The organism is Streptosporangium sp. NPDC050855, from assembly GCF_044456585.1.
GTDB lineage: Bacteria > Actinomycetota > Actinomycetes > Streptosporangiales > Streptosporangiaceae > Streptosporangium > Streptosporangium longisporum.
The window spans coordinates 980020-993080 of record NZ_JBITFY010000001.1 but is presented as its reverse complement, the minus strand read 5'-3'; the positions used below and the strand labels follow the sequence as shown (position 1 = coordinate 993080).

The following is a 13061-nucleotide window of genomic DNA, read 5'->3' as shown; positions in this document are numbered from 1 at the left end:
TGACGCCCGCGAGGAGCGGGGCGACACCTGTGAGGAGCGGGGCGATGCCTGTGAGGAGCGGGCGACACCTGTGAGGAGCGGGGCGACGCCTGTGAGGAGTGGGCGATGCCTGTGAGGAGCGGGGCGACGCCTGCGGGAGGCGGGTGACGCCTACGAGCCGAGCCGCCAGGAGTGCAGGTACTCCTCCTGGTCACCGGTCAGCTCGTCCACCTCGATCCCGGCGGCGGCCAGCTTGAGCCGCGCCACCTCCACGTCCACGTCCTCGGGCACGTCGTACACCCCGGGCGCGAGCCGTGCCCGCTCGCGGACCAGCCACTCCACCGAGAGCGCCTGCGCGGAGAAGGACATGTCCATGACGGCCGCGGGATGCCCCTCCGCGGCGCTCAGGTTCACCAGGCGGCCCTCGGCGAGCAGCAGGAGCCTGCGACCGTCGGCGAGGACGTACTCGTCGGTGCTGGGGCGTACGCCGCGGTGGACGGCCTGTGCCAGGTCGTCCAGGGCACGGACGTCGATCTCGACGTCGAAGTGCCCGGCGTTGGCCAGGATCGCGCCGTCCTTCATCAGGACCAGGTGCTCTCCCCTGATCACGTCACGGTTGCCGGTGACCGTGACGAAGACGTCCCCGGTCTCGGCCGCGGCGGTCATCGACCGCACGTCGTAGCCCTGGAGCAGGGCGTCCAGCGCCTTCACCGGGTCGATCTCGGTCACCACGACCCGCGCGCCCAGCCCCCTGGCCCGCTCGGCGACGCCCCGGCCGCAGTAGCCGAACCCGGCGACCACCACGGTCTTGCCCGCGAGCAGCGTGTTGGTGGCCCGCATGATGCCGTCCATGGTCGACTGGCCGGTGCCGTAGCGGTTGTCGAACATCCGCTTCGTCCGGGTGTCGTTGACCGCCACCACGGGGAAGCGCAGGGCGTTCTCCGCGGCCATCCTGCGGAGCCTGATGATCCCGGTGGTGGTCTCCTCGCACCCCCCGGAGACCGTCTCCAGCACCTCGGTCCGCTCGGTGTGCAGGATGTTGACCAGGTCGCAGCCGTCGTCCAGGACGAGGTCGGGGCGGATGTCGAGCGCCTGGTGGATGTGGCGGTAGTAGGCCTCCCTGGTCACCCCGGCCTCCGCGTGCACGACGATCCCGTAGTCGCGCAGCGCCTCGGCCACGTCGTCCTGGGTGGACAGGGGGTTCGAGGCGGCCAGGGCGATCTCGGCCCCTCCGGCCCGGAGCGTGCCCATGAGCACGGCGGTCTCGGCGGTGACGTGCAGGCAGGCGGCGATCCGCAGGCCCTCGAAGGGCCGCTCGGCGGCGAACCGCTCACCGAGGGCGGTGAGCACCGGCATCGCCCGCGCCGCCCACCCGATCCTCCGCTCCCCGGCGGCCACCAGAGCGCTGTCCACGTCTCTCCCCCGCTCACCCGGCAGGGCCCCCGCGACGTCGCGGGGGCCCGGTGGAACGTACCGATCGGTATCAGTAACGGTAGTGGTCGGACTTGTAGGGGCCCTCGACGTCCACGCCGATGTACTCGGCCTGGGCCTTGGTGAGCTTGGTGAGCTTCACGCCCAGGGCGTCCAGGTGCAGGCGGGCGACCTTCTCGTCCAGGTGCTTGGGCAGCACGTAGACGCCGATCGGGTAGTCGTCCGTCTTGGTGAACAGCTCGATCTGCGCGATCACCTGGTTGGTGAAGGAGTTCGACATCACGAACGACGGGTGGCCGGTGGCGCAGCCCAGGTTCATCAGGCGGCCCTCGGCGAGCACGATGATCTGCTTGCCGTCGGGGAAGCGCCAGGTGTGCACCTGCGGCTTGACCTCGGTCTTCTCGATGCCCGGGATCCTGGCCAGGCCGGCCATGTCGATCTCGTTGTCGAAGTGGCCGATGTTGGACACGATGGCGTTGTGCTTCATCTGGGCCATGTGGTCGGCCGTGATGATGTTGAAGTTGCCGGTCGTCGTGACGAAGATGTCGACGCTGCCGACGACCTCGTCCAGGGTGGCGACCTGGAAGCCGTCCATGGCCGCCTGGAGCGCGCAGATCGGGTCGATCTCGGTGATGATCACGCGGGCGCCTTGGCCGCGGAGCGCGTCGGCGCAGCCCTTGCCGACGTCGCCGTAGCCGGCCACGAGCGCCACCTTGCCGCCGATCAGCACGTCGGTGGCGCGGTTGAGACCGTCGATCACCGAGTGGCGGCAGCCGTACTTGTTGTCGAACTTGGACTTGGTGACCGAGTCGTTGACGTTGATCGCCGGGAAGAGCAGCGTCCCGTTCTTGAACATCTCGTACAGGCGGTGCACACCGGTCGTGGTCTCCTCGGTGACGCCCTTGATGCCCGCGGCGACCTTGGTCCAGTGACCCTCGGGGGTGACCGTGCGGCGGAGCAGCTCCAGGATGACGCCCCACTCCTCGGGGTCGTCCTCGGAGGCGCTCGGCACGGCGCCGGCCTTCTCGTACTCGGCGCCCTTGTGGACGAGCAGGGTGGCGTCACCGCCGTCGTCGAGGATCATGTTGGGGCCACCGCCGCCGGGCCAGAGCAGCGCCTGCTCGGTGCACCACCAGTACTCCTCCAGGGTCTCGCCCTTCCAGGCGAAGACCGGGACGCCCTTGGGGTCCTCCGGGGTGCCGTCGGGGCCGACCACCACGGCGGCGGCGGCGTGGTCCTGGGTGGAGAAGATGTTGCAGCTCACCCAGCGGACCTCGGCGCCCAGCGCGACCAGGGTCTCGATGAGCACGGCGGTCTGGATGGTCATGTGCAGCGAGCCCATGATCTTCGCACCGGCGAGCGGCTGGGCCGCGGCGTACTCCTCGCGGACGGCCATCAGGCCCGGCATCTCGTGCTCCGCCAGCTGGATCTCCTTGCGGCCGAAGGCCGCAAGGGAAAGGTCGGCGACCTTGAAGTCCATGTGTGGTTACCCCTCTGGTTGATGGGCGGTGCGTGCCTCGCGCCCGCGCCCGTCGCTCTCGTCCCGCGACCGGCCTCGCTCTCGGGCCCCGGCTCACCGCTCCACCGGAAAGTTCGACGCTTGCGAGTTTAGGCGGACGGAACGACCGCGCGCACCCTTTGAGGGGTTAACCTGACACAAGAATGTAAGGTTTCGCGGAAAGGGGTCGTCGATGCGGATCACCGAGGCCGCCAGAAGGCTCGGGATGTCCCCCAGGATGCTCCGCTACCGCGAGGCGCTCGGGCTGCTGCCCCCGATCAGGAACCAGGGCGCGCACCGCCGGTTCGGCCCCGAGGAGCTCGCCGCCGTCGCCCAGAGCCTGGAACTGGAGAGGCGGTTCGACGTCTCCCCGGCCGAGCTGGCGTTCGCGTTGCGCGTGCTGAGCGAACCCGCGGTCGCCCAGGCCGTACGGGATCTGGGGCTGCGGATCGGACGCCTGCAGGTCCCCCGCAGGGCCCTGGACTTCGAGAAGGAGAAGGCGCTGCGCCTGCTCCAGGGCGGCCCCGGCGCCCCCCGCGGCGGCGTTCCCGGGGCCTCCCGCGGTGGCACTTCCGTGGCCTCCCGCGGCGGCGTCCCGGGGACCTCCCGCGACGGGCGGCCCTGACGCCCGCGACGGGCGCCCCGAGGAGAACAAGGCCCGTCGGGGCGGCCGGACGGCGTCGGCCGGTCACCGTCCGGTGACCGGCCGGGGTACGGCGGGACGTGCGGTCAGACGGCGCCGGAGGAGGGCGCCGACACGTCGGACCGGTACAGGTCGGGCTCCAGGTAGATGACCCGGGCCGTGGGGACGGCGGCGCGGATGCGCTTCTCGGCCTCGTCGATGCCGCGGGCCACGTCCGCGGCCGTGTCGTCGTGGTCGACCGCGATCTTGGCCGCGACCAGGACCTCCTCGGGGCCCAGGTGCAGCGTGCGCATGTGGATGACCCGGGTCACCTCGGGGGCGCTCTCCAGCGCCTGCATGATGGCGACCTCGACCTCCGGGCCCGCGCCCTCGCCGAGCAGCAGCGACTTGGTCTCGATCGCCAGGATGATCGCGATCACCGCGAGCAGCACGCCGATCATGATCGTGCCGATGCCGTCCCAGATCGGTTCGCCGGTCACCACGGCCATCGTCACGCCGAAGAGCGCGAAGATCAGGCCCAGCAGCGCGCCGAGGTCCTCCAGCACGATGACCGGCAGCTCGGGCGACTTGGAACGGCGGATGAACTGCACCCAGGACTGGTTGCCCCGGACGTGGTTGGACTCGATGATCGCCGTCCTGAACGAGAACGACTCGGCGATGATCGCGAAGATCAGCACGCCGAACGCCCACTGCGGGGTGGAGAGCTCCACGGGGTGCTGGATCTTGTGGATCCCCTCGTAGAGGGAGAACACCGCGCCGATGGTGAACAGCACCACCGCCACGACGAACGCGTAGAAGTAGCGCTCCCGGCCGTACCCGAAGGGGTGCTGGGGCGTGCGCTCGCGCTGCGCGCGCTTGCCGCCCAGCAGTAGCAGTGCCTGGTTGCCCGAGTCGGCCACCGAGTGGACCGATTCGGCGATCATCGATGACGAACCGGTGAACAGGAACGCCACGAATTTGGCCACGGCGATCGCCAGGTTGGCGACCAATGCCGCGATGATTGCCTTAGTACCGCCGCCCGCGCTCACGGCAGCCTCCGCTCAGCTCGTATGGTCGAAAGACGAGACAGGAATCCTATTGGGAAATTCTCGCCCTGAGTTCGGTGATGGCCGATACAGGGGTCGGGTCGAGCCCGTACCCGAGTGCGAGGTATGTACTCGCGAAATCTCCGAGCGCGATCAGCGTGGCCAGTCGCTCCAGCGGGTGCAGCCCCTCCGCGGCGATCTGGGTGACCGGGACACCGCGTCCCTCGGCCAGCCGGACCGACGCCTCCCTGCGCCGTAGCAGCCGGGGGTCCTCCTCCACGTCGCGCAGCAGGAACAGCCGGAGCGACCTGCCGCTCTCGTCGGCGAAGATGTCGCGCTGGGCGAGCGGGCCGTCAAGGGCGGCGACCTGGTTGTGGCCGGTCTCCGACAGCTCCCCCCACATCGCCGGGTACCTGCCGGTCGCGCCGAACTGGCAGGCCCACCGGTGGGCCGCGACGGTCGCCACCGGCGAGGACCCCCAGATCATCGGCACGGTCTCGGCGACGTCCATGGCCAGCGACTTGCCGGGGTTGATGAAGGACTCGCTGGCCGGGCGGCAGCGGTTGGCCAGGTCCTCCAGCCGGCCGGCGACCCCTTCGAAGATCTCCTCCCCGGCCTCGACCAGGCCGAGCTCGGCCGCGGCGACCACCAGGGGGACCGCCAGCGCCCACAGCGCGGCACGCGGACGCGTCCCCTCGGCGACGGGCACGAACGGCGCCCCCGCCTGCCTGGCGATCGCCTGGAGCGGCGAGCCGGGCGCGGCGACGGCGAGCAGGCGGCACCCGCGCCGGACGGCCTCGGTGGCCGCCGTGAGGGTCTCCTCGGTCCCGCCGGAGCGGGAGACGGCGATCACCAGGTCGGTCGCGCCGATCCAGCCTGGAAGCCGATGGGACCTGACGGTCACGATCGGCAGCGGGGCGCCGGGGCCGCACACCACGTTGAGGATGTCACCGGCGGTGCCCGAACCCCCCATGCCCGCGACCACGATCGCCCGGGGGCGGCCCTGGCCGGTGAGCGAGGACAGGCCCGCCTCCACGGCGGCCCTGCGGGAGGTACGGATCTGCGCGGCCGAGTCGGCCACGGCTCGCAGCATGCCCGAGGGGTCGCCCTCGGTCAGCCACTTCTGGTCGTCGAGCCGATCCGGCTCCCAGTTCACGACTTCCGGGCCTCGTCGACCAGCAGGACCGGAATGTCGTCGCGGACCGGGTAGACCAGGCCGCAGGAGGCGGAGGTGCAGGACAGCTCGTCCACGGCGGGCTCGGCCCGCAGCGGGGACTTGCAGTTGGGGCAGGCCAGGATCTCCAGCAGCCAGTCGTCGATCTTCACGTGTTCAGCTCCTCACGAGGGCAAGGACCTCGTCCCTGATCGCTGCCATCTGGGTCTCGTCGGCCGCTTCGGCGTTCAGCCGGAGCAGCGGCTCGGTGTTGGACGGACGGAGGTTGAACCACCATCCGGGGCCGGAGACGGTCATGCCGTCCAGCTCGTCGAAGGCGACGCCGTCGCGGGAGGCGAACGCGGCGCGGACCCGCTCGGTCGCGGCCGCCTGGTCGGCGACCGTGCTGTTGATCTCCCCGGAGGCCGCGTAGCGGGAGTACTCCGCCAGGACCTGCGACAGGGGCCGCTCCTGCTCGCCCAGCGCGGCCAGCACGTGCAGCGCGGCCAGCATGCCGGAGTCGGCGAACCAGAAGTCCCGGAAGTAGTAGTGGGCGGAGTGCTCACCGCCGAAGACCGCGCCGGTCCTGGCCATCTCGGCCTTGATGAACGAGTGGCCCACCCGGGTGCGGATCGCCCTGCCGCCGTGCTCGGCGACGATCTCCGGGACCCCACGGGAGGTGATCAGGTTGTGGATGATCGCGGCTCCCGGGTGCCTGCCCAGCTCGCGGACCGCGACCAGCGCGGTGATCGTGGACGGGGAGACCGACTCCCCGCGCTCGTCCACCACCCAGCAGCGGTCGGCGTCGCCGTCGAAGGCCAGCCCGAGGTCGGCGCCCACGTCCAGCACGGCCTTCTGCAGGTCGCGCAGGTTGTCGGGCTCGATGGGGTTGGCCTCGTGGTTGGGGAAGGTCCCGTCCAGCTCGAAGTACAGGGCGGTCAGCTCGACCGGAAGCCCCGCCAGCACCGTCGGGACCGTGTGCCCGCCCATCCCGTTGCCGGCGTCCACCACGACCCGCAGCGGCCGGATGCCGGACAGGTCGACCAGGGTGCGCAGGTACTCGGCGTAACCGGCCAGCAGGTCGCGCTCGGAGACCGTGCCGCCCCCGGGGCCGCCCAGGGAGCCGGAGGCGAGGATCTCGGCCGCCCGGTCGCGGATCTCGACGAGCCCGGTGGCGCCGCCGATCGGCACGGCACCGGCCCTGCACATCTTCATGCCGTTGTAGCGGGCCGGGTTGTGGCTGGCGGTGAACATCACGCCGGGGAGCCCGAGGCTGCCGCTCGCGTAGTAGAGCATGTCCGTGGAGCCCAGGCCCGCGTTGATCACGTCCGCCCCGCGGGAGACGACCCCCCGGACGAAGGCCGCCGTCAGCGGCACCGAGGAGGCCCGCATGTCGTGCGCCACGACCGCGGTCCTCGCGTTCGTCACCTCGGCGAAGGCCGCGCCCACCGCCTCGGCGGTCGCCTCGTCGAACTCGTCCGGCACGACGCCACGAACGTCGTACGCCTTGAAGATCTTGGCGAGGTCGCCCACTCCAGCTCCACCCTTTGCGTCGTGTCCGGCGCCCCCCAGCCTAGTAGGGTCAGCGGTCACGCTGGGGCTGAGCCGAGCGGAGCACCCTCAGGTGCCCCCTGCGGCCGACCTCGACCCCCTGGCCGACCGGCTCGGTGCCGCCGCTCGGCGCGGGTCTGGCGGCCTCGCGGACCGCGTTCGCCAGGGCCTCCAGGTCGTCCGTGCTGGGCGGGGTGCCGTCGGTCGGCAGGCGGACCACCTCCCAGCCGCGGGGGGCGGTGAGCCGCTCGGCATGCTCGGCACACAGGTCGTAACAGTGCGGCTCGGCGTACGTCGCCAAGGGCCCGAGAACAGCGGTCGAATCGGCGTAGACGTACGTGAGCGTGAAAACGGCAGGCTGACTGCACGCGGTGCGGGAACAGCGGCGGACGGGGCTCACGGTGGGACCGTATCCGGTAAGCGTCCGGGGCGCCACTATCTGAGCGCTCTTAACGAGCGTGTCGCCACAATTCGGACACGTGTCCTGGCTTCCACCCGCCTGTACGGCTTCACCCCCTGTCCGCACGCCCCCGGATCCCCCCGGATCTCCCTCGGATCTCCCCGGGAGGTCCCGCCGTCCGCGACCGGCGCCCTCCCGTGCCCGCCCGGGTCGCGTCTAAGCTGGGGCCGTGAGCCCGGCACCCGGCAGACCTCGTTCTCCCCGCAGGCGCGACAGGCACGGCCGCGGCCTGCGCGGCCCGCTGGCGCCCTCGCACGTGCCGATCGCCAAGGCCCGCAGCGAGCGGTTCGACGACCTGGTGCTGGACGCGGTCGACCGGCTCAAGCCCCGCTGGGGCAAGCAGCTGGCGGCCGTGGAGTTCGCGGTCGAGGAGGTCCCGCCGATCAGCGAGCTGGGCGACGGGCCGGGCCTGCTGACCGGGGAGCCGATCCCGTTCGGACGGTCCGAACCGGCCGCGGGGAGCCGCCCGGCCGTCGTGATCATCTACCGCCGCCCCCTGGAGAGCCGGTCGCGCGACCGCGACCACCTGGGCGCGATGGTGCACGAGGCCGTGGTGGAACAGGTCGCGGGCCTGCTGGGGCTCTCCCCCGAGTCGGTCGACCCCGGCTTCGACGACCACGACTGACCCCCGGCACGACCGCCCCGGCATGGCCACGGGCCAGGGACGCGCGGGCTCAGGGCGACACGGGCCAGGGACGCGCGGGCCAGGGACGGCAGCCCCCGGGGCACCCGGCTCGGGGCACCACGACCTCACCACCTCACCACGGCTCAGGACGGCCCGGCACGGCTCAGGGCAGCACGGTCGCGGCGGACTCGGCGATCGGCGGGACCAGCGCCCACATCCGGGCCGCGGCCAGGGGTTGCACGGTCAGCGCCGTCCCCCCCTTGAGCCGCTCCTCCATCACGCGCCCGCCGTGGACCGGCCCCGAGCCGGGCAGCGGCTGCACGACCACCGCGAAGGCCCCCTTGATCTTGGGAAGGTCCACCTGCCGGGTGCGTTCCGCGGAGATGTCCACCTGGAACGGCTCGGGCGCCTCGTCCGTACCGGTCACCACCTGCACGCTCACCGAGCCCGCGGTCTCCGGCGCGGTCAGCAGCAGCCGGGAGGCCGTCTTGCCGCCCGTACGGTTCTCGGCCACGACGCTGCCCAGGTCGATGGGGGCCGACCCGGCGGTGAACGCCACGTCCGGCCGCGCGCCGGTGCCGGTGGCGACGAGCCCGGCGACGACCGGGCTGTCCGAGGTGAGCAGCAGCGCTGCGGGCTGGCCGCCGACCCCGGTGGACAGGTCCAGGGTGGCGACGGAACCCGCGGGCACCTCCACCAGCTCGCGGCCCTTGAGGGCGTACGTCCCGTCGGGGGTGAGCGCCCTGATCTCGACCAGCGTGTCCGCCTCCTCGGGAGAGGCCACGAGCAGCTCCCGCTTCCCGCCCCCGCCGGGGATGGCGGGCACCACGACGCGGGTGGCGGGGGCGGCGGAGACCGGCAGCCAGTCCACGCCGCGCCCGTCGTTCATCAGCGCGCGGGCCGCCGCGGTGACCCGCCCCGAGGTGGTACGTACCTGGATCGCCATGACCAGCGCCGAGGGCGCCAGATCGGCGACCTTGACCGTGCGGCTCTCACCGGGCTTGAGGGTGAACACGCTCCCGCGGTCGGTGATCACCGGGCCCTCACCGGAGTAGACCATGACCTCGGCGATGGCCGCGGCCGGATCGGCGTTGGACAGGTACAGCGTGACGTCGGCCGCGGCCGGTCCCGGCCCGACCAGCCAGGTGCTCGCCGCGGGCTCGGCGCAGCGCACCCCGGCCAGCCCCCGCTGCCCGCCCGAGGTCTCCTTCCGGGTCTGTGACGCCTCCAGGCCCGCGGCCATGCTCCCGGAGGCCGTGACGACGAGGGACGGCGACGAGGCGGGCACCTCCTCGCGCCAGAGGCGTCCCGGGGTGTCCAGGGTGGCCAGGGTCTTCTCCCCGGTGACGAGCGAGGCGGCGCCCGCCTGTCTGCTTCCCGGGGGCGCGAGCACGCCGACGGCGGCCTCGCCGGGCGCCGGGCAGACGGCCGTCACCGAGGCGACGGGCACCCTCTCGGGGCGGGGCACCGGGGTGGCGGCGACCTGTGGCCGGCTCGCGGCGGCCGTCCCGTACAGGGCGAGCAGGGCCACCAGCACCAGGGCCAGCAGGCCGAATCGGTTCTCGATCAGGGATCTCACCGGGCGACCGGCTCTCTACGGGGTTCGGGCAGGTCCACGGGGACCGCGGGTTCGTCGTTCTCGCCGCGGCCGGGCGCCGCCAGCACCATGACGACGATCACCAGCACGGTCTGGACCAGGAGCCAGCGGCCGTGCCAGGGATCACCGGGCGGGGCGGGCGGGACGGCCACGGGCCGGGTCAGCCGCCACACGCCGACCGAACGGGACAGGCTCATCCTCGCCAGCGAGGGCTGGGAGTCGAGTGCGGCGCTGACCTCAGGATCGACGGGCGCGGTCACCACGACGAAACGGACGCCGTGGGCGGCGAGCACGCGGGCGTCGTCCCCGCCCCTGCCGGACACCAGCCCGGCGGCTGCCAGGCGGACCCGCTCCCTGGGACCCTCCGGGACGGGGATGTCGGCCTCGCCGACGATCGGCGTGCGCCCGCTCAGCACGGTGAAGAGCAGCCGGTCCGGCGAGGCGCGCAGCAGCAGGGTCCGCTCGCCGCCCGCGGAGTTCACCGCGGCCAGGGCGGGGACGACGTCGCGCACGGTCCCGCGGATCGGGCCGTCCGCGCCCCTGGCGATCCACATGCCCGCGGCGAGCAGCGGCGTGGAGAACGCCACCACGACGACGCCGAACGCGACGAGCCTGCGCGTCCCCCCGGCGGCCCGGAACTCGGTGATCCGGCCGGCGGTGAGCGCGGCCACCACCAGCATGCCGGTGGCCGCGAAGGCCAGCGGCACCCCCGGCCAGGCCGGGGCCTCCACGTCGCCGTTGATCGAGGTGACCCAGGTCCTGCTGACCAGGATCGCCGTCAGCAGCCCGAAGAGCGCGACGCCCCAGCCGACCGCGATGACCATCCGGTTGCGCCGCATCAGCAGCGCGAGCAGGCAGGCCACGATGAGACCGGCCGTCACCCAGAGCGGCGGCATGCCCGGCCCTCCCGGGCTCAGCAGCAGCAGTGACTCGGCGCTCAGCGCGGGATCGACCAGGGAGGGCTGGTGCAGACCGGCCTCCAGCAGCAGCCGTCCCGGGGCCGCGGCCATCTGGACCAGCCAGGGCAGCAGCAGGGCCACCGGCACGGCGAACGCCACCAGCATCGAGACCGCGACGCCCCGGCGCGGGAAGGCCAGCGCCGCCAGCGCGCCGAGCACCGCGGCGAGCGGGTAGACCAGCGGTGCGAAGGCCGTGCCGACCGCCAGCAGGAGTCCCAGGGCCCAGGCGGCGCGACGGGCCCGGCGCCGTTCCCCGGCGAGCACGACCGTGGCCAGCGCCGCGTAGACGGGCAGCAGGACGAACACCACCGCGGTGCCCAGCCGCCCCGCGGCGACGGCGCCGGTGGCCACCGGCAGCAGGGCGTACGACGAGCCCAGCCAGACCCGGGTCCAGCGGCCCGGGATCATCCACCGGGTGGCCGCGTAGGCGGAGATCCCGGCCAGCGGCACGCAGCCGAGCAGCAGCACCGAGACCGCGAGCCAGGTCTTGCCGAACAGCACCGTGGACAGCGCGGCCAGCACCGCCACGTACGGCGGGGCCCAGGCGTCGGTGCCCAGGCCGGTCCGGTGGTAGCCCTCGCGGTAGAGGTCCCACAGGTCCGAGGCGCCGCCGATCGCCGGGACGAGCGCGCCGCCGCCCAGCCGGGCACCGCCGTTCAGGGCCCGCTCGGCGATCAGCGTGACCAGGGTGAGCGCCAGGAAGAGCAGCACCCCCGGGTTGCCGAAGACGCGCTGCATCACCCCGGTGTCGGCGAGCAGTTCCTCGCCGTCCTCCTGCGGGCGCTGGGCGGCCACGGCGTGGTGGCGGCCCGCGGACTCCACGAACCCGGCCCCGGCCAGGTAGTTGCGGGCCCGGTCCACGAGCCTGCGGTAGCCCGCGCCCGCGGGGGTGAGCAGCCTGGCGGCCGCCACGGCCCCCGATCCGCGTCCCCTGGACCGGGCCCGCCTGGCCTTGACCATCCGTACCGGGTGGCCGAAGACCGAGCCGAAGGCCAGGAACTCGTCCAGGGCGTTGGCCGGCTGCTTGGCCACCAGGAACAGCACCGTGCGCAGCAGCGACCCGAACAGGTTGCGGACCAGCGCCCACGGCAGCGCCCGTGGGGGCAGGTTCACCATGACGACGAACAGGGCGTTGCGGCGGTCCAGGCGGCGGGGATGGTCGCCGCTGGCGGTGATGCGGCGCCTGCGCCGGGTGGCGGCCTCGGCGTGCCAGGCGACCGCCCGGGTGACGTTCTGCACGCGGTACCCGGCGGCCCTGACCCGCCAGCACAGGTCGAGGTCGTCGCGGAAGAGCGGCAGGGCGGGGTCGAGCCCGCCCACCTCCTCCCAGACGTCCCTGCGGACGAGCATGCCCGCGGTGGAGACCGCGAGTACGTCCCTGGTGCCGTCGTACTGTCCCTGGTCGAACTCGCGGGCCTCCAGCCCGGTGTCCCTGCGGCCGGTCCGGTCGACGGTGAAGCCGACCTCCAGCAGCAGCCGCCGGTCCACCCAGTCGCGGAGCTTGGGGCCGAGCACCGCCGCCTTGGGATCGGAGTCCGCGGCCTCCAGCAGGGTCTGCAGGGCGTGGGCGTCCGGGGCGCAGTCGTCGTGCAGCAGCCAGATCCACTCCCGGCCGCCGCCGGGCCCGAGCCGGTCGAGCACCTCGGTGACGGCCTCGCCGAATCCGGTCGAGCGGGGCAGGGTCAGGACGGCACGGGGGCCGAGGGATCGGGTCAGCAGGTCGGCGCTGCCGTCCCTGCTGCCGTTGTCCACCCCGACGACCCGGTCCACCGGGCGGGTCTGCCGGAGCAGGGCTTCCAGGGTCTCCCCCAGCCAGCGGGAACCGTCGTGGGAGACGACGATCGCGGTGACCGTGTGCTGGGGGCGAGGGGGGCGCTGGGGGTCGTTGATGGACATACGTCCCGTGTTCAGGAGGGGGTGATGATCGGCGCGACCACGATACGGCACCCTATGTCGGTGTATGTCTTACACCTGATGACGCCCAGGAAAAAGGGCCACGCGACCGACGTCACGTGGCCCCGTGGGCATATTCGTCAAGCCCCCGTGAGGGCGTCACGTGTTCTCTGTCGGACCGTCCGGACCTCTCCGGTGGCCTTGCGGCACCCGCACGGTGCCCTGCACGGCACCCGTTCGGTACCGG

Annotated in this window: 11 protein-coding genes; 2 read left to right on the top strand and 9 right to left on the bottom strand. The window is 72.9% G+C overall.

Annotated elements, in window-relative coordinates; genetic code table 11:
* Nucleotides 1-150: 150 nt before the first annotated feature.
* Entirely contained in the window at nucleotides 151-1392 is a 1242-nt protein-coding gene (locus tag ACIBCT_RS04525) for an adenosylhomocysteinase (RefSeq protein WP_399185978.1), read from the bottom strand.
* A 70-nt stretch (nucleotides 1393-1462) separates the two neighbouring features.
* Nucleotides 1463-2890 carry an adenosylhomocysteinase gene (ahcY, locus tag ACIBCT_RS04520; RefSeq protein WP_399185977.1) on the bottom strand — a complete coding sequence of 476 codons (1428 nt, stop codon included), beginning with the start codon at nucleotides 2888-2890 and terminating at the stop codon, nucleotides 1463-1465.
* A gap of 211 nt (nucleotides 2891-3101) precedes the next feature.
* Here ahcY and ACIBCT_RS04515 point away from each other — a divergent pair, with 211 nt between their 5' ends.
* Complete coding sequence (locus ACIBCT_RS04515) at nucleotides 3102-3533, top strand: MerR family transcriptional regulator (protein ID WP_399185976.1); 432 nt, start codon at nucleotides 3102-3104, stop codon at nucleotides 3531-3533.
* 104 nt (nucleotides 3534-3637) lie between these two features.
* On the opposite strand, the gene ACIBCT_RS04510 is transcribed toward ACIBCT_RS04515, so the two are convergent.
* Genes ACIBCT_RS04510 through ACIBCT_RS04490 form a run of 5 tightly spaced genes read right to left on the bottom strand, consistent with a single transcriptional unit; the run spans nucleotide 3638 to nucleotide 7680 of the window.
* A complete protein-coding gene (locus ACIBCT_RS04510; RefSeq protein WP_399185975.1) occupies nucleotides 3638-4579 on the bottom strand; it encodes a cation diffusion facilitator family transporter in 942 nt (313 codons plus the stop codon).
* Nucleotides 4580-4625: 46 nt separating this feature from the next.
* The gene (locus ACIBCT_RS04505; RefSeq protein WP_399185974.1) at nucleotides 4626-5732 is read right to left on the bottom strand and encodes an SIS domain-containing protein; all 1107 of its coding nucleotides are present in this window, start codon (nucleotides 5730-5732) and stop codon (nucleotides 4626-4628) included.
* Nucleotides 5729-5902 carry a Trm112 family protein gene (locus tag ACIBCT_RS04500; RefSeq protein ID WP_344889341.1) on the bottom strand — a complete coding sequence of 58 codons (174 nt, stop codon included), beginning with the start codon at nucleotides 5900-5902 and terminating at the stop codon, nucleotides 5729-5731. Before ACIBCT_RS04500 ends, ACIBCT_RS04505 begins: the two co-directional genes overlap by 4 nt.
* 4 nt (nucleotides 5903-5906) lie before the next feature.
* Complete coding sequence (locus ACIBCT_RS04495; RefSeq protein ID WP_399185973.1) at nucleotides 5907-7262, bottom strand: phosphomannomutase/phosphoglucomutase; 1356 nt, start codon at nucleotides 7260-7262, stop codon at nucleotides 5907-5909.
* A 49-nt stretch (nucleotides 7263-7311) separates the two neighbouring features.
* Complete coding sequence (locus ACIBCT_RS04490) at nucleotides 7312-7680, bottom strand: DUF3499 domain-containing protein (RefSeq protein WP_344889347.1); 369 nt, start codon at nucleotides 7678-7680, stop codon at nucleotides 7312-7314.
* Between the two features lie 229 nt (nucleotides 7681-7909).
* On the opposite strand from ACIBCT_RS04490, the gene ACIBCT_RS04485 reads away from it, so the two are divergent.
* The gene (locus ACIBCT_RS04485; RefSeq protein WP_344889350.1) at nucleotides 7910-8365 is read left to right on the top strand and encodes a metallopeptidase family protein; all 456 of its coding nucleotides are present in this window, start codon (nucleotides 7910-7912) and stop codon (nucleotides 8363-8365) included.
* 163 nt (nucleotides 8366-8528) lie between these two features.
* Here the strand turns inward: ACIBCT_RS04485 and ACIBCT_RS04480 are convergent, their stop codons facing one another.
* Both ACIBCT_RS04480 and ACIBCT_RS04475 read right to left on the bottom strand, forming a co-directional pair.
* Complete coding sequence (locus ACIBCT_RS04480; protein ID WP_399185972.1) at nucleotides 8529-9944, bottom strand: DUF5719 family protein; 1416 nt, start codon at nucleotides 9942-9944, stop codon at nucleotides 8529-8531.
* Complete coding sequence (locus tag ACIBCT_RS04475) at nucleotides 9941-12817, bottom strand: glycosyltransferase (protein ID WP_399185971.1); 2877 nt, start codon at nucleotides 12815-12817, stop codon at nucleotides 9941-9943. Before ACIBCT_RS04475 ends, ACIBCT_RS04480 begins: the two co-directional genes overlap by 4 nt.
* Nucleotides 12818-13061: the final 244 nt, after the last annotated feature.

Coding starts and splice junctions, on each gene's coding strand:
- ACIBCT_RS04515 (WP_399185976.1), top strand. CDS start 3,102: ATGCGGATCACCGAGGCCGCCAGAAGGCTCGGGATGTCCCCCAGGATG.
- ahcY (WP_399185977.1), bottom strand. CDS start 2,890: ATGGACTTCAAGGTCGCCGACCTTTCCCTTGCGGCCTTCGGCCGCAAG.
- ACIBCT_RS04475 (WP_399185971.1), bottom strand. CDS start 12,817: ATGTCCATCAACGACCCCCAGCGCCCCCCTCGCCCCCAGCACACGGTC.